Origin of the sequence: Microbacterium sp. T2.11-28, from assembly GCF_950097975.1 — a bacterium.
Classification (GTDB): Bacteria; Actinomycetota; Actinomycetes; order Actinomycetales; family Microbacteriaceae; genus Microbacterium.
Map to the genome: position 1 here is coordinate 180953 of NZ_CATNHF010000001.1, position 22804 is coordinate 203756.

At 69.9% G+C, this 22804-nt stretch carries 20 protein-coding genes, 3 tRNA genes and 1 other RNA gene; 13 read left to right on the plus strand and 11 right to left on the minus strand.

What is annotated here, in order from left to right:
• Complete coding sequence (gene glnA / locus QQZ13_RS00895; protein ID WP_284527248.1) at positions 1-1338, minus strand: type I glutamate--ammonia ligase; 1338 nt, start codon at positions 1336-1338, stop codon at positions 1-3.
• Positions 1339-1368: 30 nt separating this feature from the next.
• Complete coding sequence (locus QQZ13_RS00900; protein ID WP_284527249.1) at positions 1369-1611, minus strand: SPOR domain-containing protein; 243 nt, start codon at positions 1609-1611, stop codon at positions 1369-1371.
• A 74-nt stretch (positions 1612-1685) separates the two neighbouring features.
• Here QQZ13_RS00900 and ppgK point away from each other — a divergent pair, with 74 nt between their 5' ends.
• Positions 1686-2447 carry a polyphosphate--glucose phosphotransferase gene (gene ppgK, locus QQZ13_RS00905; RefSeq protein ID WP_284527250.1) on the plus strand — a complete coding sequence of 254 codons (762 nt, stop codon included), beginning with the start codon at positions 1686-1688 and terminating at the stop codon, positions 2445-2447.
• 23 nt (positions 2448-2470) lie between these two features.
• On the opposite strand, the gene rnpB is transcribed toward ppgK, so the two are convergent.
• An RNA gene (gene rnpB / locus QQZ13_RS00910) (RNase P RNA component class A) lies at positions 2471-2831 on the minus strand.
• 102 nt (positions 2832-2933) lie between these two features.
• On the opposite strand from rnpB, the gene QQZ13_RS00915 reads away from it, so the two are divergent.
• Together QQZ13_RS00915 and QQZ13_RS00920 are read left to right on the plus strand one after the other, a co-directional pair.
• Positions 2934-3602 carry an LPXTG cell wall anchor domain-containing protein gene (locus QQZ13_RS00915; protein WP_284527251.1) on the plus strand — a complete coding sequence of 223 codons (669 nt, stop codon included), beginning with the start codon at positions 2934-2936 and terminating at the stop codon, positions 3600-3602.
• A gap of 3 nt (positions 3603-3605) precedes the next feature.
• Complete coding sequence (locus QQZ13_RS00920) at positions 3606-5393, plus strand: DUF4012 domain-containing protein (protein WP_284527252.1); 1788 nt, start codon at positions 3606-3608, stop codon at positions 5391-5393.
• A gap of 12 nt (positions 5394-5405) precedes the next feature.
• On the opposite strand, the gene QQZ13_RS00925 is transcribed toward QQZ13_RS00920, so the two are convergent.
• Together QQZ13_RS00925 and QQZ13_RS00930 are read right to left on the minus strand one after the other, a co-directional pair.
• Positions 5406-7130 carry a bifunctional 3'-5' exonuclease/DNA polymerase gene (locus tag QQZ13_RS00925; RefSeq protein ID WP_284527253.1) on the minus strand — a complete coding sequence of 575 codons (1725 nt, stop codon included), beginning with the start codon at positions 7128-7130 and terminating at the stop codon, positions 5406-5408.
• A 22-nt stretch (positions 7131-7152) separates the two neighbouring features.
• Positions 7153-7884, minus strand: coding sequence for a zinc ribbon domain-containing protein (locus QQZ13_RS00930; RefSeq protein WP_284527254.1), 732 nt, complete (start codon positions 7882-7884; stop codon positions 7153-7155).
• A gap of 126 nt (positions 7885-8010) precedes the next feature.
• Here QQZ13_RS00930 and QQZ13_RS00935 point away from each other — a divergent pair, with 126 nt between their 5' ends.
• Complete coding sequence (locus tag QQZ13_RS00935) at positions 8011-9513, plus strand: amino acid permease (protein WP_284527255.1); 1503 nt, start codon at positions 8011-8013, stop codon at positions 9511-9513.
• A 95-nt stretch (positions 9514-9608) separates the two neighbouring features.
• Here QQZ13_RS00935 and QQZ13_RS00940 read toward each other — a convergent pair.
• A tRNA-Val gene (locus tag QQZ13_RS00940) sits at positions 9609-9681 on the minus strand.
• Between the two features lie 138 nt (positions 9682-9819).
• Between QQZ13_RS00940 and aceE the strand changes: the two genes are divergently transcribed.
• From aceE to QQZ13_RS00970, 6 genes are all read left to right on the plus strand, one after another.
• Positions 9820-12549, plus strand: coding sequence for a pyruvate dehydrogenase (acetyl-transferring), homodimeric type (gene aceE, locus QQZ13_RS00945; protein WP_284527256.1), 2730 nt, complete (start codon positions 9820-9822; stop codon positions 12547-12549).
• 8 nt (positions 12550-12557) lie between these two features.
• Positions 12558-13772 (plus strand): CdaR family transcriptional regulator, encoded by a 1215-nt coding sequence (locus tag QQZ13_RS00950; RefSeq protein WP_284527257.1) that lies wholly within the window; start codon positions 12558-12560, stop codon positions 13770-13772.
• Between the two features lie 91 nt (positions 13773-13863).
• On the plus strand, positions 13864-14784 hold the full coding sequence (locus QQZ13_RS00955; RefSeq protein ID WP_284527258.1) for an ACP S-malonyltransferase: 921 nt from the start codon (positions 13864-13866) through the stop codon (positions 14782-14784).
• Positions 14781-15782, plus strand: coding sequence for a beta-ketoacyl-ACP synthase III (locus tag QQZ13_RS00960; RefSeq protein ID WP_284527259.1), 1002 nt, complete (start codon positions 14781-14783; stop codon positions 15780-15782). Before QQZ13_RS00955 ends, QQZ13_RS00960 begins: the two co-directional genes overlap by 4 nt.
• Positions 15783-15855: 73 nt before the next feature.
• Positions 15856-16104 (plus strand): acyl carrier protein, encoded by a 249-nt coding sequence (locus QQZ13_RS00965; protein WP_121058750.1) that lies wholly within the window; start codon positions 15856-15858, stop codon positions 16102-16104.
• Positions 16105-16173: 69 nt separating this feature from the next.
• A complete protein-coding gene (locus QQZ13_RS00970; protein WP_284527260.1) occupies positions 16174-17412 on the plus strand; it encodes a beta-ketoacyl synthase in 1239 nt (412 codons plus the stop codon).
• A 187-nt stretch (positions 17413-17599) separates the two neighbouring features.
• On the opposite strand, the gene QQZ13_RS00975 is transcribed toward QQZ13_RS00970, so the two are convergent.
• Positions 17600-18103 (minus strand): DUF3145 domain-containing protein, encoded by a 504-nt coding sequence (locus QQZ13_RS00975; RefSeq protein ID WP_284527261.1) that lies wholly within the window; start codon positions 18101-18103, stop codon positions 17600-17602.
• Between the two features lie 527 nt (positions 18104-18630).
• Between QQZ13_RS00975 and QQZ13_RS00980 the strand changes: the two genes are divergently transcribed.
• Both QQZ13_RS00980 and QQZ13_RS00985 read left to right on the plus strand, forming a co-directional pair.
• Entirely contained in the window at positions 18631-19059 is a 429-nt protein-coding gene (locus tag QQZ13_RS00980; protein ID WP_284527262.1) for a hypothetical protein, read from the plus strand.
• Positions 19060-19346: 287 nt separating this feature from the next.
• Positions 19347-19964, plus strand: coding sequence for a hypothetical protein (locus QQZ13_RS00985; RefSeq protein ID WP_284527263.1), 618 nt, complete (start codon positions 19347-19349; stop codon positions 19962-19964).
• 17 nt (positions 19965-19981) lie between these two features.
• Here the strand turns inward: QQZ13_RS00985 and QQZ13_RS00990 are convergent.
• Positions 19982-20058, minus strand: a tRNA-Ile gene (locus QQZ13_RS00990).
• Positions 20059-20089: 31 nt separating this feature from the next.
• Entirely contained in the window at positions 20090-21181 is a 1092-nt protein-coding gene (locus tag QQZ13_RS00995; protein WP_284527264.1) for a DMT family transporter, read from the minus strand.
• A gap of 42 nt (positions 21182-21223) precedes the next feature.
• Here QQZ13_RS00995 and def point away from each other — a divergent pair, with 42 nt between their 5' ends.
• Positions 21224-21790: a peptide deformylase gene (gene def, locus QQZ13_RS01000; RefSeq protein ID WP_284527265.1), complete on the plus strand. Its 567-nt coding sequence runs from the start codon at positions 21224-21226 to the stop codon at positions 21788-21790.
• 54 nt (positions 21791-21844) lie between these two features.
• Here the strand turns inward: def and QQZ13_RS01005 are convergent.
• Together QQZ13_RS01005 and QQZ13_RS01010 are read right to left on the minus strand one after the other, a co-directional pair.
• Positions 21845-21917: transfer RNA gene (locus tag QQZ13_RS01005), tRNA-Asn, on the minus strand.
• A 62-nt stretch (positions 21918-21979) separates the two neighbouring features.
• On the minus strand, positions 21980-22750 hold the full coding sequence (locus QQZ13_RS01010; protein WP_284527266.1) for an ATP-binding cassette domain-containing protein: 771 nt from the start codon (positions 22748-22750) through the stop codon (positions 21980-21982).
• Positions 22751-22804 lie beyond the last annotated feature (54 nt).

Genomic DNA, 22804 nt, shown 5'->3' on the forward strand with positions numbered 1-22804 from the left:
TTACAGCATCTCCAGGTTGCTCTTCAGCTCGAAGGGCGTGACCTGGGCGCGGTACTCCTGCCACTCGCGGCGCTTGTTGAGGAGGACGTAGTTGAAGACCTGCTCCCCCAGGGTCTCGGCGACCAGCTCGGACTCCTCCATGTACTCGAGGGCGTGGTCCAGGCTCGCCGGCAGGGCCTCGTAGCCGAGCGCCCGACGCTCGGCGTCGGTCAGCGACCACACGTTGTCCTCGGCCTCGGGCGGGAGCTCGTACTCCTCTTCGATCCCCTTCAGGCCCGCGGCGAGCATGAGCGCGTAGGCGAGATAGGGGTTCGCGGCCGAATCGAGTGCGCGATACTCCACGCGCGTCGACTGGCCCTTCTTGGGCTTGTACATCGGCACCCGGACCAGCGCGGAGCGGTTGTTGTGCCCCCAGCAGATGAAGCTCGGCGCCTCGTCACCGCCCCACAGGCGCTTGTAGGAGTTGACGAACTGATTCGTCACCGCCGCGATCTCGTTGGCGTGACGGAGCAGTCCCGCGATGAATCGACGGCCGGTGAGCGACAGCTGATACTGCGCGCCCTCCTCGTAGAACGCGTTGACGTCGCCCTCGAACAGGGACATGTGGGTGTGCATGCCGCTGCCGGGGTGGCCGCTGAGGGGCTTGGGCATGAACGTGGCGTACACGCCCTGCTCGATGGCCACCTCCTTGACCACCGTGCGGAAGGTCATGATGTTGTCCGCGGTCGCGAGCGCGTCGGCGTACCGGAGGTCGATCTCGTTCTGACCGGGGCCGCCCTCGTGGTGGCTGTACTCGACCGAGATGCCCAGGTCTTCCAGCATGCGCACCGAGCGACGGCGGAAGTCGTGGGCGGTGCCGCCGGGCACGTTGTCGAAGTAGCCCGCGGAATCGACCGGCTCGGGCCCGTCCGCGCCGAAGGTCGACGACTTGAGCAGGTAGAACTCGATCTCGGGGTGCGTGTAGAAGGTGAACCCCGCATCGGCTGCCTTGGCCAGGGAGCGCTTGAGCACATGGCGCGGATCGGCGACGGCGGGCTGTCCGTCGGGGGTCGTGATGTCGCAGAACATCCGGGCCGTCGGGTCGATCTCGCCCCGCCACGGCAGGGTCTGGAACGTCGTCGGATCGGGGTGTGCGAGCAGGTCGGACTCGTAGGAGCGGGTGAGTCCCTCGATGGCCGAGCCGTCGAAGCCCAGTCCCTCGGTGAACGCGCCCTCCACCTCGGCCGGCGCGATCGCGACCGACTTGAGCGTGCCGATCACATCCGTGAACCAGAGGCGCACGAACTTGACGCCGCGCTCCTCGATCGTGCGCAGTACGAAGTCCCGCTGCTTGTCCATCGCGTCCTCTCCGATGCCGGTCTGCCCAGACTATCGGCCCGGGTCGGGCTCGCCGTCCGGCGACACGTCGGCGCCGCGCCCGGAGCCCCAGGCGTCCTCGCGAGCCTCCTCCTCGGACCAGGCGCGCGACCGCTCGGCCATCACCTGCGGTGCGCGGGCGGCCTCCTCGGGCGTGTCGAACGGGCCGGCACGGTCGACCGACGGCGATTCGAAGCCGCGCTCCACCTCGCCGGTCTTGAGGTTGTACCAGTACTTCTCGTCGTTGCCGGTCATTGTCGTTCCTCTCGACGGCGGTCGGACTGCCTCGATCCTACGAGCCGTCGGCCCGGCCTCGGTAGGCTGGCGGGATGGCGATCAAGACGACCCGCGCCGTCGGGGTGGACATCGGCGGAACCGGCATCAAGGGCGCGGTGGTGGACCTCGAGGCGGGTGCGCTCCTGACCGACCGCATCAAGGTCGCCACTCCGCAGGGCGCCGAGCCCGAAGACGTGCTCGCCGCCGTCAAGGTCGTGCTGGAGCGGCTCGAGGTCCATGACGCCGACGTCCCTCTCGGCGTGGCCTTCCCGGCGATCGTGACCCGGGGACGGACGATGTCCGCGGCGAACGTCTCGGACGCGTGGATCGGGTTCGAGGCCGAGCGCTTCTTCGAGGACGGACTCGGCCGCGAGATCCACTTCGCGAACGACGCCGACGTCGCGGGCGTCGCGGAGCTGCGCTACGGCGCTGCTCGCGGCGAGGAGGGCCTCGTGCTGCTGACGACCCTGGGCACCGGGATCGGCACGGCGCTGATCCACCGCGGCGCCCTCATCCCCAACTCGGAGCTCGGGCATCTGCAGCGGGCCGGCCACAAGAAGGATGCCGAGGCCTGGGCGGCCTACTCCGCCATGGAGCGCGACGAGCTCACCTGGGCGCAGTGGGCCAAGCGCCTGCAGTGGTACTACAGCCACCTGGAGTTCCTGCTCAGCCCCGACCTCTTCATCGTCGGCGGCGGGGTCTCCAAGCACGCCGACGAGTTCCTGCCGCTCCTGGATCTGCACACGCCCATCGTGCCGGCCGTGCACCGCAACAACGCCGGGATCATCGGGGCGGCCGCACTCGCGGTGTCCTGAGGGCCGCCGGCTCGGCGAGAGGGCGAATGGGCCGGCCTGTACGCCGGGTTCTGTCCGGGGGCGTGAGCCCCGTGGACGGTCATCTCTCTCGGCGACGCGTTGCCGCGCCGCTCCAGCGGCCTACCCGGGGACTCGGCGGGCCGCGTCGTCATCCCCTGTCTGGCCTTGCTCCGGGCGAGGTTTGCCGTGCGGACCGCGTCACCGCGGTCCCGGTGGTCTCTTACACCACCCTTTCACCCTTACCCGCCGCTGACGGCGGGCGGTCTGCTCTCTGTGGCACTGTCTCGCGGATCGCTCCGGGTGGGTGTTACCCACCGCCCTGCCCTGTGGAGCCCGGACGTTCCTCGGTGCGGTCTCCCGCCACGCGACCGTCCAGCCGACCCATTCGCTCGGCGAGTTTACCGCGCGGAGTCCGATCGTGGTGTAGCATCCGATGTGTGGGCCCGATTGGGGAGGGTCCCGTATGAGCAGGCTGGGGGGCTTGTCATGAAGAAGTCTGTGTTCGCACGCGCACTCGTTGCGGGGATCTTGCTGCTGTCGCTGCCGACGGCGGCGCACGCAGCCACGGAGGACGACGGCTACACGCCGGGCGTCGACGGGAGCTTCACGCTCGCCGGTTCCGAGGCTGCGGGCGTCTGCGAGGACGACGTGCCGTGGATCGAGTACTCCGTGGTACTCACCGACACCAACAACCAGTCGACCAGCCGAACGGCACGCCTCGTGCTGTCCAACGGCTCGCAGTCGACGACGATCCAGCTGGGGGCGCTCGACGCCGACGGCACGCTGTCGGGCCGCATCCTGTGGCCCGGTGCGTCGATCGCCGCAGACGGCTCGCCGACCGGCTGGCCGGGCTGGGCGTTCGTCGACGGATCGTGGGTCGAGACGTCGGACAACTTCGCGTGGACGCGCGGAGACATCTCGGCGAAGATCGTCGTCAACCCGGAGGTCGCGGTCGCGCTGAGCTACCCGCCGAGCAGCCCGTTCTGCTCCGCACAGCCCAGCGTCACCGGTGAGCCCGCCGGCGTCGGCGACGAGGTGACCCTCGCGGTGACCGGTGGCGACGTCGACGTCCTGCCGTTCGTGGTGGGTGGCGGTGCGGTGCTCCTCGCGGGTGCCGGTCTGTTCGCCTTCAGCCGCCGCCGTCGCACCAACTGATCGATGGGTCAGGCGACGCCTGACCCGACTCGCCGTCGCCGACGCAGGATCGTCGGGTGGACCCTTGCGGGGCTGCTCGTCGTCCTCGTCGGCGCCGGCGTGTGGGTGGCGACCCGAGCACTCGTCGTGAGCGACGAGCTGTCGGCCGTGGCCGAGCTCCCGCGGAACGCGGAGGCAGCCCTTGCCGACGGCGACGTCGACGCGCTGGGAGACGTGGCCGTCCGGTTCGACGAGCACGTCTCGTCCGCAGCCGCCGCGGCCGCCGACCCGCTGTGGCGCGCGGCCGAGATCGTGCCGGGCCTCGGGCAGAACCTGCGTGCGACCCGACTGATCACCGAGCAGCTCGACCGGGTGTCGAGCGAGGTCGCCACGCCCGTCGCCGCCCTCACGTCGCGGTTGACCGGCGGTGAGCTCCTCGTCGACGGGTCGCTGAACGTCGCCCTCCTCTCGGAGGCGGCCGAGCCGCTGGCCGAAGCGCGCGACGTGCTCGACCAGACGCGAGCCGCCGTCGCCGCGGTGTCCCGCGACGGACTCGTCGACCAGGTCTCGCGGGGCGTCGACCAGGTCGGGACGATGCTCGACCAGCTCGGGTCCGCGGTGGGCGGCATGGCCGATCTCAGCGCGGTGCTGCCGGGGATGCTCGGCAGCGACGGCCCGCGCACCATCCTCGTGATGCTGCAGAACAATGCGGAGCTCCGTTCCGGGGGAGGCATCACCGGCTCGTTCGCCGAGATCGTCGCCGACGGCGGCGCGATCACGATGACGCGCCAGGCGGACTCGAGCGAGTTCCGCCGCACCGTCGCCGAGATCCTGCCCGTGCCCGAGTCGACGACCGCCCTCTACGGCGACATCGTCGGGCGCTACGTCCAGAACACGACGACGACGCCCGACTTCGACCTCTCCGCGCGGCTCGCCTCGACCTGGTGGGAGGGCCTCACGGGCCATCGCCCCGACATCGTCCTGGCGATCGATCCGCTCGTGCTGCGGGCCCTGCTCCCGGTGACGGGCCCTGTCACGCTCGCCGGCGGCAAGGAGCTGGTGCGGGACGGGTTCATCTCGAGCGTGCTCGTGGCGCCGTACCTGCACCGCGAGCCCAAAGAGCAGACGGTCTTCTTCCAGGACCTCACGGAGCGCTTCTTCGAGGCGGTGATGACCAGCTCCGCAGCACCGTCGGCCTGGATCTCCGCCCTGCGCACTCCGATCGAACAGGGCCGGGTGTCGGTCTGGAGCGCAGACTCCGCCGAGGCCGAGGTGCTCGCGCACTCCCCCTTCGCCGGGGCGCTGGCCCGTCATCGCGATGCCGGGGAGAACGCGTTCGCGGTCTACTTCAACGACGGCACGGGCTCCAAGATGGACAGCAGCCTGGCCGTCGAGCTGGGCTCGGTGACCGGCTCCTGCCGGGCGGACGGCCGGCCCGAGGTGTCGGTCCAGGTGCGTCTGACCAATGAGGCTCCGGCCGATGCGGGCGAGAAGTGGCCGTTCAGCATGACGGGGAGCGGCCGCTGGGGGGTCACCGCGGGAAACATCGCCACCGCCGTCGCCGTGGCCGCACCGGAGGGGTGGTTTTTCGGGGGTACGACCGTCGACGGAGAGCGCCGCGCGTCGGTGGACGTCGAAGACGGCGGATTCCCGACGAGTGCGACGGAGGTCGAACTGGCCCCGGGCGAGTCGGCGCTGATCGACGTCCGGTTCGTCTCGCCCGACACCGTCGAGCGAGAGCCGGCGCTTCTGCACACTCCGCTGCTGTATCCCGCGGAGGAGATCCGCCTGTCCTCGCTGTCCTGCGACTGAGCGGCGGCGCCCTCACTCCTTGGCGGCGTCCTCGGCGATGCGCAGATCGAGGGGGAAGTCGAGCGGGAACCCGCCGAACAGCAGCATCGCCGCGCGCTCCGCACTCGCCTGGACCGCGTGAGCGACCGCCTCGGCCTGGGCGGCGGGCGCGTGCACGATGATCTCGTCGTGCAGGAAGAACGCGAGATGCGCACGGCGCGAGAACAGCGGTCCCGATGCGGTCGCCGCCTGCTCCCCCTCCTCGATGGCGGGAAGGGCGGCGAGCCGGGTTCTGAGGTCGGCGAGCCATGCCAGCGCCCACTCGGCGGCAGTCCCCTGCACGACGAAGTTCCGCGTGAACCGCCCCCTGTCACGTGCTGCCCGTCGAGCGGCGGTGTCGTCGCCGGAAACCGCCTCGGCGTCGCTGGCCCGTGCTTGCAGGGCCTGCCAGCCCGCCGACGGCGGCGGGCTCGAGCGGCCGAGCCAGGTGGAGACGATGCCGCCGTCCTCACCCACCCGCGCCGCATCGTCGACGAGCGCCATCGCCCGCGGGTAGGCACGCCGGAGCGCGGGCACCAGTCTGCCGCTGTCCCCCGTCGTCGCGCCGTACATCGCGCCGAGCACCGCGATCTTCGCCTCCTGCCGCGTGGGGACCACGCCCCCGGCGACGATCCCCTCGTACAGGTCCACGCCGCGGGCGGCACCGGCCAGCGCGAGATCCCGCGACATCGCCGCGAGCACCCGCGGCTCGAGCTGCGCGACGTCGGCCACCACGAGCACCCACCCGGGGTCGGCGCGCACCGCCGGGCGCAACTGGCGCGGGAGCTGCAGGGCGCCACCTCCGGACGACGCCCACCGTCCGGTGACGACTCCGCCGGGGACGTACACCGGTCGGAATCGGCCGTCGGGGGCCCATTCGGACAGCCACGCCCAGCCGTTGGCGCTCAGCAGGCGCGTCAGCTTCTTGTAAGCGAGGAGCGGAGCGATCACCGGATGATCGAATTCCGCCAGCTCCCAGCGGCTCGTCGAGCGTGCCGGGACGCCCGCGCGGTGCAGCGACCGCAGCAGCTTGGGCTGGGAGTCCAGGCTGGCGTGAGGATCGCCGAGGGCACGGCGCACCTCATCGGCGCGTGCCTGGACGAGCGAGGGTAGCCCGCCCGCGCTCGGACGGGTCCCGAGCACGTCGGTGAGCAGGCGATCGTGGACTGCGGCGTCCCAGGGGAGGCCGGCCGCGTGCAGCTCTGCGGCGATGAGCGCGCCGGCGGATTCGGCCGCGAGGAGCAGGCGGAGGCGGTCGGGGTCCGAGGAGGCATGGACGGCGGCCTGCTGGCGCGCGAACTCGGCGATCACCTCTGCCGGATCGTCGGGCACGCCGGCGCGGTCGTCGAGCGTGAACAGCGCCTCCTCGGCGTGGTCGTCTCCCGCTGCCGCCGTCCAGGCGTTCGCGGCGCGTAGCTCGGTGGCATCGGCCACCAGCGCGCTGGATCGGAGGATGGCGTGGCACAGTCGCAGATCGTGACAGCGGGCGACGTCGACCCCTGCGCTCAGAAGCGCCGGATACCAGCGCGCTGTGTCGTTCCACACCCAGCGGTGTGCCGCGTCGGCGCCGGCCTCGATGACGCGGACGACGTCGGCCAGCTCATCGCGCCGCGTGACGCGTCTGCTGAGCTCGGTCCCGTCAGAGGCCGTGCCGATGAGGACGATGCGGTCGTGATCGTGTCCCGCGATGATCGTCCACGCGGGCGAGGAGGTGCTCATGACGGGCGCGGGCCCGTCGCGCTCACAGCCCCGACTCGTCGGTGCGCACCAGGATGCAGCCGCACTCCGGGCACATGACGACGTCGTCGTCGGCTGCCTGGCGCAGCGCCTGCACGTCGGTTCCGGCGAGCACCATACGACAGGCCTCGCAGGTGCGCTGCCGCAGCAGGCCCGCGCCGTTGCCGCGCGCCGCCAGCCGCTCGTAGAGCGCGACGAGCTCGGCGGGAAGCGTCGCGGCGATCGCCTGACGGTCGCGCGTCGCGGCGTCGAAGCGCGAGTTCGCCTCGGCGACGGCGGCTTTGCCGGCGGCGCTCAGCCGCGCCCCTTCGTCGTTGGTCGCCGCGATGAGCGCCTCCTGGGTCGCGATGTCGGCCTCGGCCGCTTCGAGGCGCTCCATGAGCTCGAGCTCGGCGTCCTCGAGATCGCTCTTGCGCTTGGCCAGCGAGGCGATCTCGTGCTCGAGTCCTTGCGCGTCCTTCGCGTTCACAGACGAGGCGAGACGCTCGGCGTCACGTGCGGTGCGCGCATCGACCACGGCCACGTCGGACTCGATCCGCGCCAGCTCGGCGGTGACGTCGTCGCGGACGCCGAGGAGGCGAGTCAGCTCCGCGGACAGCGTCTGACGCTGCGAGAGCAGCTCCTGCACGCGTCCGGCCTGCTCGGGGTTGCGGCGGGCGTGCTCGGCGGCGCGGATCGCCGTGTCGAGCGCGGCGAGATCGACGAGACGGAGCTGGTCTTCGGGGCGGGCTTTCACGTGTTCCAACCTACCGTCCCGCGCCGACGCGGAACCGGGTGGCCCGTTTTGCTCGCCGGTGCTCCTCCCCCGGCCGGGCGTCCGGAAGCTAGCATGTGGTGCCGGGTGAGCAGAGGGAGCCTTCCGATGAGCGTGATGCGCACGAAGTCCGTCGAGCGGTCGATCGCCGACACCGAGGAGCCGGAGTTCCGCCTGCGGAAGTCGCTGTCCGCCTTCGACCTGACCGTGTTCGGCGTCGGCGTCGTCATCGGCGCCGGCATCTTCACCCTGACCGGGCGCGTCGCCCACGAGGTGGCGGGACCCGCCATCGTCGTGAGCTTCATCGTGGCGGCGATCGCGTGCGGGCTCGCCGCCATGTGCTACGCCGAGTTCGCCTCCACCGTGCCGGTCTCCGGGTCCGCCTACACGTTCTCATACGCCTCGCTCGGCGAACTTCTGGCCTGGATCATCGGCTGGGACCTGATCCTCGAGATGTTCCTGGGCGCCGGCGTCGTCGCCCAGGGGTGGAGCGCCTATCTCGGCGTGCTCCTGGAGCAGCTCGGCATGCCGATCCCCGATGCCATCGGCTACGGCGGCACGGTCGACGTGATGGCGATCCTCCTGGTGCTCGTCCTCGGCGCCCTGATGACCTACGGCATCCGCGAGTCGATGCGGGTGAACCTGGTCCTCGTGGCGGTGAAGCTGTTCATCGTCCTGTTCGTGATCGTCGCCGGCATCCTTTTCGTCAACCCCGCGAACTACTCCCCCTTCGTTCCCGATGCCGCACCGCGCGAAGCGGCGACCGGACTGACACAGCCGCTCCTGCAGTTCCTGTCGGGGATCGAGCCGATGGCCTTCGGGCTCGGCGGTATCTTCGCCGGTGCGGCCCTCGTCTTCTTCGCCTACATCGGCTTCGACGTCGTGGCGACGACGGCCGAGGAGACCAAGAACCCGCAGCGCGATCTGCCGATCGGGATCATCGCCTCCCTCGTCATCTGCACGGCGCTCTACTGCGTCGTCGCCCTCGTGGTCACGGGCATGGTCCCCTACCAGGACCTCGACCCCGCGGCAGCGCTTGCCAACGCGTTCGTCCACCACGGCCAGGCGTGGATGGCGACCGTCATCTCCGCCGGCGCCGTCGCCGGCCTCACCACGGTCGTCCTCACCCTGCTCATCGGCGCCACGCGCATCATCTTCGCGATGTCGCGCGACGGGCTGCTGCCCGTGCGCCTCGCGAAGGTGCACCCCACCCGCCGCACGCCGTGGGTCATCTCGATCATGGTGACCCTCGTGGTGGCCGTGGTCGCCGGCCTCACCCCGGTGGGCGTCCTGGAGGAGATGGTCAACATCGGCACGCTGTCGGCGTTCGTGCTCGTCTCGGTCGGCGTCATCGTGCTCCGCCGCACCCGGCCCGACCTGCCTCGGGGCTTCCGTGTGCCGTGGAGCCCGGTCCTCCCCGCGCTGTCGGCGGCGGTGTGCACCTACCTCATGCTGAACCTCACCGTCGAGACCTGGCTCCGCTTCCTCGTGTGGCTCGCCATCGGTTTCGTCATCTACTTCGCCTACTCCCGCTCCCACTCGCGGCTGGGGAAGGACGCCGGCACCTACGACAACCCGGCGGTGCCGAAGGTCGTCGGCCGCGAAGACTGAGGTTCGGCGCCGCGCCCGCCGATCGTGGCGACGACGGCGTCGGCGGGGTGTGCCGCGCGGACGCGGGCGGACGGCCCCGACGACAGCGCCTGAGGTGGGCCCTGCCGGGATCGAACCGACGACATCCACGGTGTAAACGTGGCGCTCTACCAGCTGAGCTAAAGGCCCTCGCGGTTCAGTCTAGAAGGGATCGGACCCTCCGGAAGTGACTAGGCTGATGGGCGGTGCGTTGTCAGTGCTGAACAAAAGCCACCCGCATCCGAAGCCCCGTCCTGGCATGATCTGCCAGATGAAGAAAGGTCTCCCGTGACTGTCAACGATCAGGATCCGTACTCGCAGGGCCCGCAGGACAGCGATCCCGAAGAGACCCACGAGTGGCAGGAATCCCTCCAGCAGCTCGTCGACGCCAAGGGTGCGGGACGCGGTCGCGAGATCATGCTGAGCCTGCTGCAGACCTCCCACGAACTGCAGCTGAACGTGCCGCAGGTTCCGACCACGGACTACATCAACACGATCGCGCCCGAGAACGAGCCCGAGTTCCCCGGTGACGAGGAGCTCGAGCGGCGATACCGTCGCTGGATCCGGTGGAACGCGGCGCTCACCGTGCACCGCGCGCAGCGCCCCGGCATCGGCGTCGGCGGGCACATCTCCACGTACGCGTCCTCGGCGTCGCTCTACGAAGTCGGCTTCAACCACTTCTTCCGCGGCCTGGACGACCCCAGCGGCGGCGACCAGATCTTCGTCCAGGGCCACGCCTCCCCGGGCATCTACGCCCGCTCCTTCCTCGAGGGCCGTCTGTCGGCGGACCAGCTCGACGGCTTCCGCCAGGAGAAGTCGAAGGCGCCCGTCGGCATCCCCTCCTACCCGCACCCCCGTCTCATGCCGGACTACTGGCAGTTCCCGACGGTGTCGATGGGGCTCGGGCCGATCAACGCCATCTATCAGGCGATGACGAACAAGTACCTGACGAACCGCGGCATCAAGGACCTCTCCAACTCCCGCGTCTGGGCCTTCCTCGGCGACGGCGAGATGGACGAGGTCGAGAGCCGCGGCCAGCTCCAGGTGGCGGCGAACGAGGGCCTCGACAACCTCACCTTCGTCGTCAACTGCAACCTCCAGCGCCTCGACGGACCGGTCCGCGGCAACGGCAAGATCATCCAGGAGCTCGAGAGCTTCTTCCGCGGCGCGGGCTGGAACGTCATCAAGGTCGTCTGGGGCCGCGGCTGGGACGAGCTGCTCGAGCGCGACCGCGACGGCGCGCTCGTCCACCTCATGAACACCACGCCCGACGGCGACTTCCAGACCTACCGCGCCGAGGACGGCAAGTTCATCCGCGACCACTTCTTCGCCCGCGACGAGCGCACGCTGGACATGGTCAAGGACTGGTCGGACGACGACATCTGGGGCAAGCTCCGCCGCGGCGGCCTGGACTACCAGAAGGTCTACGCCGCATACAAGACGGCGACCGAGCACAAGGGCCAGCCGACCGTCATCCTCGCCAAGACGATCAAGGGCTACGGCCTGGGTCACCACTTCGAGGGCCGCAACGCGACCCACCAGATGAAGAAGATGACCCTCGAGGACCTGAAGCACTTCCGCGACTCGATGCGCATCCCGATCAGCGACGCGCAGCTCGAGGAGAACCCCTACGCCCCGCCGTACTTCCACCCGGGCATGGAGGACGAGACGATCCAGTACATGGTGGAGAAGCGTCGTGCGCTGGGCGGCTTCCTTCCCGAGCGTCGCAGCCACCACGTCCCGATCGCCCTCCCGGACGACGCCGCCTACGCGCTTCCCAAGAAGGGATCGGGCACGCAGGAGGTCGCGACGACCATGGCGTTCGTGCGCCTCCTGAAGGATCTGCTCCGGGTGAAGGACTTCGGGCACCGCATCGTCCCGATCATCCCCGACGAGGCCCGCACCTTCGGTCTCGACGCGTTCTTCCCGACGGCGAAGATCTACAACCCGAACGGTCAGAACTACACCTCGGTGGACCGCGAGCTGCTCCTGGCCTACAAGGAGAGCCCGCAGGGGCAGATCATGCACGTCGGCATCAACGAGGCCGGTGCGGTGGCGGCGTTCACCAACGTCGGGACCTCGTACTCCACGCACGGCGAGCCGCTCATCCCCGTCTACATCTTCTACTCGATGTTCGGATTCCAGCGCACGGGCGACGCGCAGTGGGCAGCCGGCGACCAGATGGCGCGCGGCTTCATCATGGGCGCGACCGCCGGCCGGACGACGCTCACCGGCGAGGGCCTGCAGCACGCCGACGGGCACTCCCACCTGCTCGCGTCGACCAACCCCGCCACGGTCTCCTACGACCCGGCGTACGGGTACGAGATCGCCCACATCGTGCGGGCCGGCATCGACCGGATGTACGGCGGGAACCACCCCGACCCCAACGTCATGTACTACATCACGCTCTACAACGAGCCGCTCGTCCAGCCGGCCGAGCCGGAGGGCGTGGACGTCGAGGGCATCGTGCGCGGCATGCACCGCGTGTCCACCGGCGAGGGCGACGGACACCGCGCTCAGCTGCTCGCCTCGGGCGTCGGCGTGCCGTGGGCCCTGGAAGCCCAGCAGCTGCTGAAGGACGACTGGGGTGTCGTGGCCGATGTATGGTCGGTCACCAGCTGGACGGAGCTGCGCCGCGACGGCCTCGACGCCGACGAGCACAACTTCCTGAACCCGCTCGACGAGCCGCGCACCGCCTACGTCACGCAGAAGCTGCGCGACACCGACGGTCCCGTGATCGCGGTGAGCGATTACATGCACGCCGTGCAGGACCAGATCCGTCCGTGGGTCCCGCGCTCGTTCGCGACGCTCGGAGCCGACGGCTTCGGGTTCTCGGACACGCGTGCCGCCGCGCGCCGGTTCTTCAAGATCGACGGACCGTCGATCGTGGTGCGGACGCTGCAGTCGCTGGCAGACGAGGGCAAGGTGGACCGCGCCCTCTCCGCTCAGGCGATCGAGAAGTACCGTCTCCACGACGTGACCGCCGGTACCAGCGGGAACGCCGGCGGCGAGAGCTGACCCGCTCTATGCCGATCAGACCCACCCCGCAGGAGAAGTCGGAGACGCTCGCCTGGCTGCGGCGCATCTCCGGCGACCTCGCGACGGCGACCATCAAGCGCCTCGAGGACTCGCTCCCGTGGTACGCCGAGATGCCGCCCGCGCGGCGCTCGGCGGTGGGTCTGGTCGCGCAGGCGGGCATCTCGGCGTTCATCCAGTGGTACGACGACCCCGGCGCCCAGCCGTGGATCGCGGCCGACATCTTCGCCGCCGCGCCACGGGAGCTGCTGCGCAGCGTGAGCCTCACCCAGACGCTGCAGCTGATCCGCGTGACCGTCGAGGTGACCGAGGAGCGGGTCGCGGGCCGTGGCGACGACCTGCGCGAGAGCATGCTCCTCTATTCGCGCGAAGTCGCCTTCGCGGCGGCCGATGTCTATGCCCGTGCCGCGGAGGCGCGCGGGCTCTGGGACGCCCGGCTCGAGGCGCTCGTCGTGGACTCGATCCTGACGGGTGAGGCGGACGAGGAGCTCCCGAGCCGGATCGCGGCGCTCGGGTGGCACGGGCACGGCGAGGTCGCGGTGCTCGTGGGCACGACGCCCGCGCAGTTCGACGTCGATCAGCTGCGCCGGCTCGCGCGCAAGCTGGGGGTCGACGTGCTGATCGGAGTGCAGGGGTCGCGGCTGGTGCTGGTCATCGGTCGCGCCGAGGCGCCGGGCGCCGAGGAGTCCGACGAGCAGCAGCTGCCGTTCCCCGAGATCGCGAAGCGCCTCGAACCCGGGTTCGGGACCGGTCACCTCGTGCTGGGTCCGCCGGTGCCGGCCCTGGTGGACGCCGGTCAGAGCGCCCGCGCGGCCCTGGCGGGGTTCGCCGTCGCGAAAGCGTGGCGCCACGCTCCCCGCCCGGTCGAGGCGGACGACCTCCTGCCCGAGCGTGCCCTGGCGGGAGATCCCCTCGCGAAGGCGACCCTCGTCGAGCGGATCTACCGCCCGCTGCAGGCGCACTCCGCCGACCTCGTGGCCACGCTGTGGAGCTACCTCGACAACGGCAGGTCGCTGGAGGCGACCGCGCGTGAGCTGTTCGTGCACCCCAACACCGTCCGCTACCGCCTGAAGCGCGTGTCGGACGTGATCGGCTGGGACGCCACGGGTCCGCGCGAAGCGCTGATCCTCCAGACCGCACTCATCATCGGCTCCATCGGCACGGACGTCACGCGCCGCAGGGCTGCGCCGTTGCGCCGTCCGTGACAGGATCGCTGTGCGGCGCGCACAAAGCATCTCGGGTTTCTTGTGACCTCATCGCCAGTCCCGACCGTCATCTTCTTGGGAGGATAGTCACGTGATCATCGCCGTGTTCCCCGGCCAGGGCTCGCAGACCCCCGGTTTCCTCGCCCCTTGGCTCGAGCTCGACGGCGCGCAGGAGCGTCTCGCGCAGTATTCGGACCTGGCGCAGGTGGACCTTGTCGCCGCCGGCACCGAGTGGGATGCCGACCGCATCCGCGACACCCAGGTGGCACAGCCGCTCATCGTCGCAGCCAGCCTGCTCTCCTGGCACGCGCTGCGCGACGTCACGCCCGCGGCACCGGCCGGAACCGCCGGTCACTCGGTGGGCGAGATCGCCGCGCTCGTGGCGTCCGGCGTCATCGGCGACGAGGACGGGATGCGTCTGGTCGGCCTCCGGGGCCGGGCGATGGCCGCGGCGGCCGCGCTCGAGGACACCGGGATGAGCGCCGTCCTCGGCGGCGACCAGGACGCCGTGGTCGCACGCCTCACCGAGCTCGACCTCACCCCCGCCAACTACAACGGCGGCGGACAGCTCGTCGCGGCTGGTGCGCTGCCGGCGCTCGCGGAGCTGTCGGCGACCCCGCCCGCCGGAACGCGGGTGATCCCGCTGCAGGTCGCGGGCGCGTTCCACACCCGCTTCATGGCGCCCGCCGTCGAGGCGCTCCGCTCCGCGGCGGGAGACGTCGCGGCGTCCGATCCGTCGCTCACGCTGTGGACCAACCGTGACGGATCCGTCGTCGCCGACGGTCGCACGGCCCTCGATCTGCTCGTCGACCAGGTCGCCTCCCCGGTGCGCTGGGATCTGTGCATGAGCTCGTTCGCCGAACGCGGCGTCACCGGCATCATCGAGTTCTCGCCGGCCGGCACCCTCGTCGGGCTGGCCAAGCGCGCCCTCCGCGGCACGCCCACCGTCGCGGTCAAGACGCCCGACGACCTCGCGGCCGCAGCCGCACTGCTGACAGGAGATGACGCGTGACCGCCACGCTCAGACAGCCCACGGGTCCCGCGCACACGCGCATCTACGCGTACGGCGCCGCTCGGGGCGAGAACCTCGTTCCCAACGACGACCTCGTCGGTCCGATCGACTCCAGCGACGAGTGGATCCGCCAGCGCACCGGCATCGTCACGCGCGCGCGGGCAGACCGCGACACGACGGCGATCGATCTGGCCACCGACGCCGTCGCCGAGGCCATTCAGCGCGCGGGGATCGATCCGCAGCAGGTCGACGCGGTGATCGTCTCCACGATCTCCAACCCGAAGCAGACGCCCTCGGTGTCGGCGATCGTCGCCGACCGCGTCGGGGCCAATCCCGCAGCGGCCTACGACGTCAACGCCGCCTGCGCCGGGTTCGCCTACGGGGTGACGCAGGCCGACGCCCTCATCCGCGCCGGTGCCGCCACCTACGTCGCCGTCGTGGGCACCGAGAAGCTCAGCGACATCGTCGACCCCACCGACCGGTCCATCTCGTTCCTCCTGGGCGACGGCGCGGGCGCCGTCATCGTCGGCCCGAGCGACTTCCCGGGCATCGGCCCCACGGTGTGGGGTTCCGACGGATCCAAGCACGAGGCCGTCGGAATGAACCACACCCTCACGGACTTCCGTGACGGCGCCGCGCCGTGGCCGACGCTCCGTCAGGAGGGGCCCACGGTGTTCCGCTGGGCGGTGTGGGAGATGGTCAAGGTCGCTCGCCGCGCGATCGAGGAGGCGGGCATCACCCCGGCCGACCTCGCCGCCTTCGTGCCGCACCAGGCCAACATGCGCATCATCGACGAGTTCGCCAAGCAGCTCGGCCTTCCCGACACGGTGGCCATCGGCCGCGACATCGAGACGACCGGCAACACGTCGGCCGCGTCCATCCCGCTGGCCACCCACCGGCTGCTCGAAGAGCACCCCGAGCTGTCGGGCGGACTCGCCCTCCAGATCGGCTTCGGCGCGGGGCTCGTGTTCGGCGCACAGGTCGTCGTGCTCCCGTGACGGCGACCCCCTCGCACCTAGACTGACTAGCGGCCCGTCGGGCCCGACCCACCGGATAACAAGGAGAAAACCCATGGCATTCAGCAACGACGAGGTCCTCGCCGGGCTCGCCGAGCTCATCACCGACGAGACCGGAATCTCGGCCGATGAGGTCGCCCTCGAGAAGTCCTTCACCGACGACCTCGACATCGACTCCATCTCGATGATGACGATCGTCGTCAACGCCGAGGAGAAGTTCGGCGTCACCATTCCCGACGAAGAGGTCAAGAACCTCAAGACCGTCGGCGACGCCGTGACCTTCATCACGTCGAACCAGGCCTGACCTGCACCGCCCGCGGTGGGGGCGCGAGCGACCCGCTCTGAGCCCCCACCGCAGCATCACGAGGAACACATGAGCAATCAGCGCATCGTCGTCACCGGTATCGGCGCGTCCAGCCCGATCGGTGCCACCGCCCCCGAGAGCTGGGAGGCCCTGCTGTCCGGGGCATCCGGCACCCGTACCCTCGAGTACGACTGGGTCGAGAAGTACCAGCTGCCGGTGACCTTCGCGGCGCAGGCCAAGGTGCGGCCCGACACCGTCCTCGAGCGCCCCGTGGCCAAGCGCCTCGACCCGTCCTCGCAGTTCGCGCTGGTCGCGGCGCTGGAGGCCTGGGCCGACGCCGGCGAGCCCGAGGTGGAGCCCGAGCGGCTCGGCGTGGACTTCGCGACCGGGATCGGCGGCCTCTGGACGCTCCTGGACGCCTGGGACACGCTGCGCGAGAAGGGGCCGCGTCGCGTGCTCCCCATGACGGTGCCGATGCTCATGCCGAACGCGGCAGCGGGAAACCTCTCGCTGCACTTCGGAGCCCGCGCCTATGCGCGCACGGTCGCCAGCGCGTGCGCGTCGAGCACGGAGTCGCTCGTCAACGCCGTGGAGCACCTGCGCGCCGGACTCGCCGACGTCGTGATCGCCGGCGGCACCGAGTCGGTCATCCATCCCATCACCATCTCGTCGTTCGCATCGATGCAGGCGCTGTCGCGCCGCAACGACTCCCCCGAGACGGCGTCGCGCCCCGGCAGCATCGACCGTGACGGCTTCGTCATGGGTGAGGGTGCGGGTGTCCTGATCCTCGAGACCGAGGAGCACGCCAAGGCCCGCGGCGCGAAGATCTACGCCGCGATCGTCGGCGGTGGCGTGACCGCCGATTCGTACCACATCACCGCGAACGACCCGGAGGGCGCCGGCGCCTCCCGTGCGGTCCACCTCGCGCTGGAGGCTGCGGGGCGGTCCGTCGACGAGGTCACGCACATCAACGCCCACGCGACCTCGACCCCGGTGGGCGACCCGAACGAGTACGTCGCGCTGAAGAGCGTGTTCGGCGACCGCATCGACGACATCCCGGTCTCCGCGACGAAGGCCTCCACGGGTCACCTCCTCGGCGGGACCGGAGCACTGGAGGCGATCTTCACGGTCCTCGCCCTGCGGGACCGCGTCGCGCCGCCGACGATCAACATCACCGAGCAGGACCCGGCCGTGCCGTTCCGGCTGTCCGGCGAGCCGACCCCGCTCGGCGCGGGCGATCAGCTCGCCATCAGCAACTCCTTCGGCTTCGGCGGTCACAACGCCGTCGTGGCCATCGAGTCGGTGTAACAGTCCGCACCACGAAAGGGCGCCCTCCGCGAAGCCAAGCGGAGGGCGTCCTTCTTTTCGGGTGGGCGGCCGGCACGCGTTCCCGTTCCCCGGGAAGCCATCCGAGGTCGGTACTGACGCGCCCGCGCCGCCGGGCTGTGGAGTTGTGGAGGTTCGAACTGACAGTGTCGGGTCGCGCAGGACCGTCTCAGCCGACCTTGTGGAGCCAGACGACCGGTGCGTCGTCGCTCGCGTGACGGAAGGGCTCGAGCTCCTCGTCCCACGCAGCGCCCAGGGCGACGTCGAGCTCGCGCTGGAGCTCGAAGGCATCGCCGGCGGCGATCTCCATCGCGTAGCGGATGCGGTCCTCGCCGATCACGACGTTGCCGGCGGTGTCGGTCTGTGCGAAGTGGATGCCGAGTCCAGGGGTGTGCAGCCACCGGCCGCCGTCGCTGCGCGGCGTCGGGTCCTCGGTGACCTCGAATCGCAGGTGCTCCCACCCGCGGATCGCGGTCGCGAGGGCGGCGCCCGTGCCGGCAGCGCCCTCCCAGTAGAACTCGGCGCGGCGACTGCCGGACAGCACCGGCTGGTCGGCCCAGTCGAAGTTGACAGCGTGCCCGAGGGCTCGCCCGACCGCCCACTCGAGGTGGGGGCACAACGCGCGTGGCGCGGAGTGAATGAAGATCACTCCACGCGCTTGAGGTGTCGCCATCGTTCTCTCCGTTTCGTCAGGTACGTCTTCCCCTACGACCTGAACGGTGTGAGCCGATGTGCGGCGGTTATGCGGTTGTGGCCCCATTATGACGGAAATGACCGGCGAATCACAACCGTGTCATTCCCGGGGCTCGGCGCCCCGACGTCGTGTGGAGACAGGAAGTTCGTCCGGCAATCGCTCCCATGGCATTTCACGTCGGTCGGGGGCTCGGTCCTTGATTCCGGTGCGCATGCCTGAAGGAACGGCGCGGTTAGTCGCCAGTGCCGCATTGCCATGTAGATCATTCGGCTCTACGGTCCAGCAAACGCTCCAGCCGATCGAGAGGACTAAGGCGTCTCTGAAGCAGCAGTACAACTGTCACGTGGCCGCGAGTATCTACGGTCTGCCATTCACGGGCGCGTACAACTTGGAACGATCGCGTCCTAATAGGACCAATGGCGACTGGCTGACGGGAGTCGCCGTTCACCGGTGCAACTGGGCGAACGCAACGGGAACGGCCACCAACTGAGTCATCCGGAGGAGAAATGTCTGACGACGCGGTCCCCCATTTGTTGGGGCGGAGGCGCACGACGCGAGCCCTCTTCTTGGGCGGGGGGGTCGGAATCCTTACGGTACTTGCTGCTGTCGTCTGGATGCTCTTCGACGGGTTCAGGTTCCACCATCCAACGTTGGGCGAGACCCTCAGCGGACTGGACAGCATCATCAGGGTCGAGGAGCGTACCGACCAACTCTGCGCCGAGGTGGATTGCGTGGAGGGATGGCGCACCGACGTGGGGGCGCTGCTTCGATTTGCCAGCGATGACATGGCCGAGTACTGGAGCATCGTCATAGGCGGCGACGTCTTCAGGCATGGCGACGTGCTTCTCAACATGAATGGGCTCGATCTCACCGTGCGTGAGCGCCGGCTCGCCGTCGACCTCCTCTTCCCAGGGCGGGATTGGGAAACGGGCTGAACCCTGCGGCGCGGAGGCCAAGATGACGCTCCGTTCGAGCCGTGTGTTGGGCGGGTGGGGCTTGGCATGAGGACCCCCTGCAATGAGGAGGACCGATCTCTCGGTCCGAACAACGTTGCGCAGCTAAAGGACACCTACTGACATGAACGGTCGTGCAGGAATCGACCTGGCGGCCACGGCTGCCGTCGTGCTCGTCGCTCTGACCGGCTGTGCGACGAGCGCGTCTGTGTCAGGGATCTCTGAGTCCGCCCCGCCCGCCGCCCTCCCTCACGGGCTACGAGACAGTGTTGTCGGAAGGGCTGGATGCCCTTCCCTCCGAGACGCTCACCGACTGGGTCAGCTATGCCGACGTTGTGGCTGTGGTGCGCGTCGGCAAGGAGTCGCGTGGAGAGCTGACGAGTGATGAGGAGCAGGCCGGCGAAGGGCTGGAACTGCGGTGCGTCGACCTCACGATCGTCGACACCCTCTGGACCGGGCCGCGAGGTGTGGCGCCCGATCATGAGATCACGGTTTCGCCGAACGCATGGGTCGTCAGCGCCGGCGAGAAGGATCGGCTGCTCGTCTTCGCTGAGGCGTCGCATATGGAGATCGGACACGACTATCTCGTCCCGCTCGTTCGCGACGACGCATTCGATCCGGCCTGGCAAGCGCTCTCGATCACGTCCGTTTTGCCATTCGACGGCGCGGTGGTCGGGCAAGGGGAAGTCCTCCTCGACGAGGCGGGTGCCAAGGCACCGCTGGAGGAACTGTCGCACGCGACGCAGAGCCTGTGGGGTGCGGGGCGAGAAGAGGTGATCCGACTGCTCGATTCGACTCCTCCGGACGCGATCGCGGAAGAGCTGTCGTCTCTTCCGCCGACTGCACGCTTCCGCGAGGTGCGGAGAGCCACCACAGACACCGAGTAAACGTCTGGGGGTTCGGATGGTAGGGCGGGTGGGACTTGAACCCACGATCGTCGGGTTATGAGCCCGCTGCCTTGACCAGCTTGGCCACCGCCCCGCGTCCGGGTGTGCACCGGACTCCTCCGAGCCTAGTGGCGCTTGCCGAGATCCTTCTCGTCGTCGACCGGAGGGTCGGGCCACACCTTCGACACCGTCTCGGTCAGTCGGACGGAGCGCGTCTTCGGTGCGCCGGCGTCGTCGACGGGCTCTCCGGTGCTGCCACGCGGGATGGGGATCTCCTGACTGTGGCTCACGACCTCGGGGTGATGCCGCGCCAGCTGGAAGACCCCGACCATCGCGAGACCGCCGGCTGCGGCGAAGCCGATGTAGGCCCCCACCGGGGCGTTGGCCGCCTCCCCCAGCACGGCGAGGCCGATCACGATCGCGACCATGGGATCGATGACGGTGAGCCCGGCGATGACGAGGTCGGGCGGGCCCGAGGCGTACGCGGTCTGCACGAAGTAGGCGCCGATGCCGGTGCCGGCCAGCAGCGCGACGATGCACACGACCGTGAGCCATTCGAAGTCGCCGTTCTGGATCCGGCTGATGACGACCTTGGCGAGGGTGGCGACGAAGCCGTAGACGATTCCCGCGGCCACGATGTAGAACAGCGCGCGCATGCGCGAGCGGAGCCAGATCCAGAGGCCGGCCAGCACGATCATGACCCCGGCGAGGATCAGCAGGATGGTGATGAGCTGCTGGTCGGACACGGGGGTCTCGGTCGCGTAGAGCGCCGCGATCGTCACGAAGATGAAGATGCCGCCGACACACATCGTGATGGCGGAGATGGAGCGGCCGGTGGGCTTGTGTCCGGAGATCCGCGCGTTCAGCAGCGTCGTGATGACCAGAGAGATCGCACCGACCGGCTGGACCAGGATGAGCGGCGCGAACGACAGCGCCGACAACTGGAACACGATCGCGAGTCCCAGCATGAGCGTGCCGACGACCCACGAGGGCCGGCGCAGCAGGTTCAGCAGCTGCCCACCGGTCAGGCCGGAGCCGCCCGAGGTCTGCGTGAGCCGCTCGACCTTCTGCACCCCGCGGTGCTGGTACTGCGCACCGAAGGACATGAACACGGCGCCGAGGAGCGCGAGCGGGATGCCGATGAGGATGGCCGGGTCGCGGAAGACGCCGACGAGTTCGTCGGTCAGCTCATCGAGCGCGAGTTCCGCAATCCACACCCCTCGACACTAACGGCAGGTGTCGATCGATAGGCTCAGGACGTGGCTGTTCTTCCGATCCGCATCATGGGTGACCCCGTCCTGCACGCTCCTGCTGCTCCCGTCTCGGAGGTCACCGACGAGATCCGGCAGCTCGTCGAGGACATGTTCGAGACGATGGACGCGGCGCCCGGCGTCGGCCTCGCGGCGCCGCAGGTGGGTGTGGGCCTGCGGATCTACACGTACTCGTACCAGGACGACGACGGCGCCCCGTGGCGCGGCGTCATCGTCAACCCAGAACTGTGGATGCGTCCTCTGGAGCCCGGTGCGCCGGACCCCGACGACGAGTCCGAGGGGTGCCTGTCGTTCCCGGGCGAGCGCTTCGCCCTCCGCCGGTCCGACGAGGTGCTCGTCACCGGCACGGACCTCGACGGCGAGCCCGTGCGGATCGAGGTCGACGGCTGGCGTGCGCGGATCATGCAGCACGAGTTCGACCACCTGGACGGTGTCCTCTACATCGATCGGCTCGACGACTCCGACTGGAAGACCGTGCAGAAGATCGCCCGCAAGCGCGGGTGGGGGCGTCCGGGCGCGTCCTGGACGCCGGGCATCGACGACCTCGACGCCTGAGCGCCGGCCCGGGGAAAGAAGAACGGCTCCGGGGTGGAGCCCGGAGCCGTTGCGCTCCCCGGCTTGGACTCGAACCAAGAACCTATCGGTTAACAGCCGATTGCTCTGCCAATTGAGCTACCGAGGATCAGCCCGCCTCGCGGTGGGCAACCCGACTATCGTAGCAAAGCCGGAGGGGTGCTCGTGAACTCAGGACGCGATCGGCGTGCCGCCGTCGGGCGTCCAGAGCAGGTCCGCCGTCCCGTGCCCGTAGGCGACCGTGTGACCTCCCCGGAGGACGAGCACGTCGGCGTCGAGCTCGGCGATCGCCTCGGGGTCGTTGGTGACCAGGAGGAGCGCCATCCCGTCCTCCTCGCGCCGCCGCTGCAGGGCGTCTCGCGCCGCACGCCGCACCTCCGGATCGAGGTTCGCGTACGGAGCATCGCCGACGAAGACCTGTGGGTCCAGCACGAGAGCCTGGGCGAGCGCGACGCGCTGGCGCATGCCCGCGCTCAGTTCGTACGGGTACTTCGCGGCCGCGCCGAGCGGCAGCTGGAGTTCATCGAGCAGGCTCGCGACGCGCACCGCGAGGGCGCGCTGGTTCACCCGTCGATCCCGTGAGGTGATCGGGGCTCCGATCACCTCCGCGACAGTCAGCCGCGCCGGCAGCTCGGCGCCGGCGCCCTGGGGCAGGTAGCCCGTGACGTAGCGCCGCATGCGCAGCGTCCGGCCCCCCTTGCGGACGGGAAGGCCGTCGACCTCCGCGGTGCCGCCGACGATGCTGAGCGACGCGTCGTCGCTGCCGGCGATGACCGCCGCCAGGCTGGACTTCCCCGCACCGGTCGGACCCATGACCGCCAGCGCCGCCCCGCGTGCGACCTCGAAGCTCACGCCGTCCACGACCCTGCCGGCGTCGCCGCCGCGCGCGATGGAGAGATCGCTCGCACGGATCGCAGCGTCGGTACTGGTGCGGCGTGGCATGGCTTCATCCTGCCCGACGCGGCCGTCGAGCGACAGCGGAGCGCCCTCGGTGGG

Coding starts and splice junctions, on each gene's coding strand:
- glnA (WP_284527248.1), bottom strand. CDS start 1,338: ATGGACAAGCAGCGGGACTTCGTACTGCGCACGATCGAGGAGCGCGGC.
- QQZ13_RS00900 (WP_284527249.1), bottom strand. CDS start 1,611: ATGACCGGCAACGACGAGAAGTACTGGTACAACCTCAAGACCGGCGAG.
- ppgK (WP_284527250.1), top strand. CDS start 1,686: ATGGCGATCAAGACGACCCGCGCCGTCGGGGTGGACATCGGCGGAACC.
- QQZ13_RS00915 (WP_284527251.1), top strand. CDS start 2,934: ATGAAGAAGTCTGTGTTCGCACGCGCACTCGTTGCGGGGATCTTGCTG.
- QQZ13_RS00920 (WP_284527252.1), top strand. CDS start 3,606: ATGGGTCAGGCGACGCCTGACCCGACTCGCCGTCGCCGACGCAGGATC.
- QQZ13_RS00925 (WP_284527253.1), bottom strand. CDS start 7,130: ATGAGCACCTCCTCGCCCGCGTGGACGATCATCGCGGGACACGATCAC.
- QQZ13_RS00935 (WP_284527255.1), top strand. CDS start 8,011: ATGAGCGTGATGCGCACGAAGTCCGTCGAGCGGTCGATCGCCGACACC.
- QQZ13_RS00950 (WP_284527257.1), top strand. CDS start 12,558: ATGCCGATCAGACCCACCCCGCAGGAGAAGTCGGAGACGCTCGCCTGG.
- QQZ13_RS00965 (WP_121058750.1), top strand. CDS start 15,856: ATGGCATTCAGCAACGACGAGGTCCTCGCCGGGCTCGCCGAGCTCATC.
- QQZ13_RS00970 (WP_284527260.1), top strand. CDS start 16,174: ATGAGCAATCAGCGCATCGTCGTCACCGGTATCGGCGCGTCCAGCCCG.
- QQZ13_RS00975 (WP_284527261.1), bottom strand. CDS start 18,103: ATGGCGACACCTCAAGCGCGTGGAGTGATCTTCATTCACTCCGCGCCA.
- QQZ13_RS00980 (WP_284527262.1), top strand. CDS start 18,631: ATGTCTGACGACGCGGTCCCCCATTTGTTGGGGCGGAGGCGCACGACG.
- QQZ13_RS01010 (WP_284527266.1), bottom strand. CDS start 22,750: ATGCCACGCCGCACCAGTACCGACGCTGCGATCCGTGCGAGCGATCTC.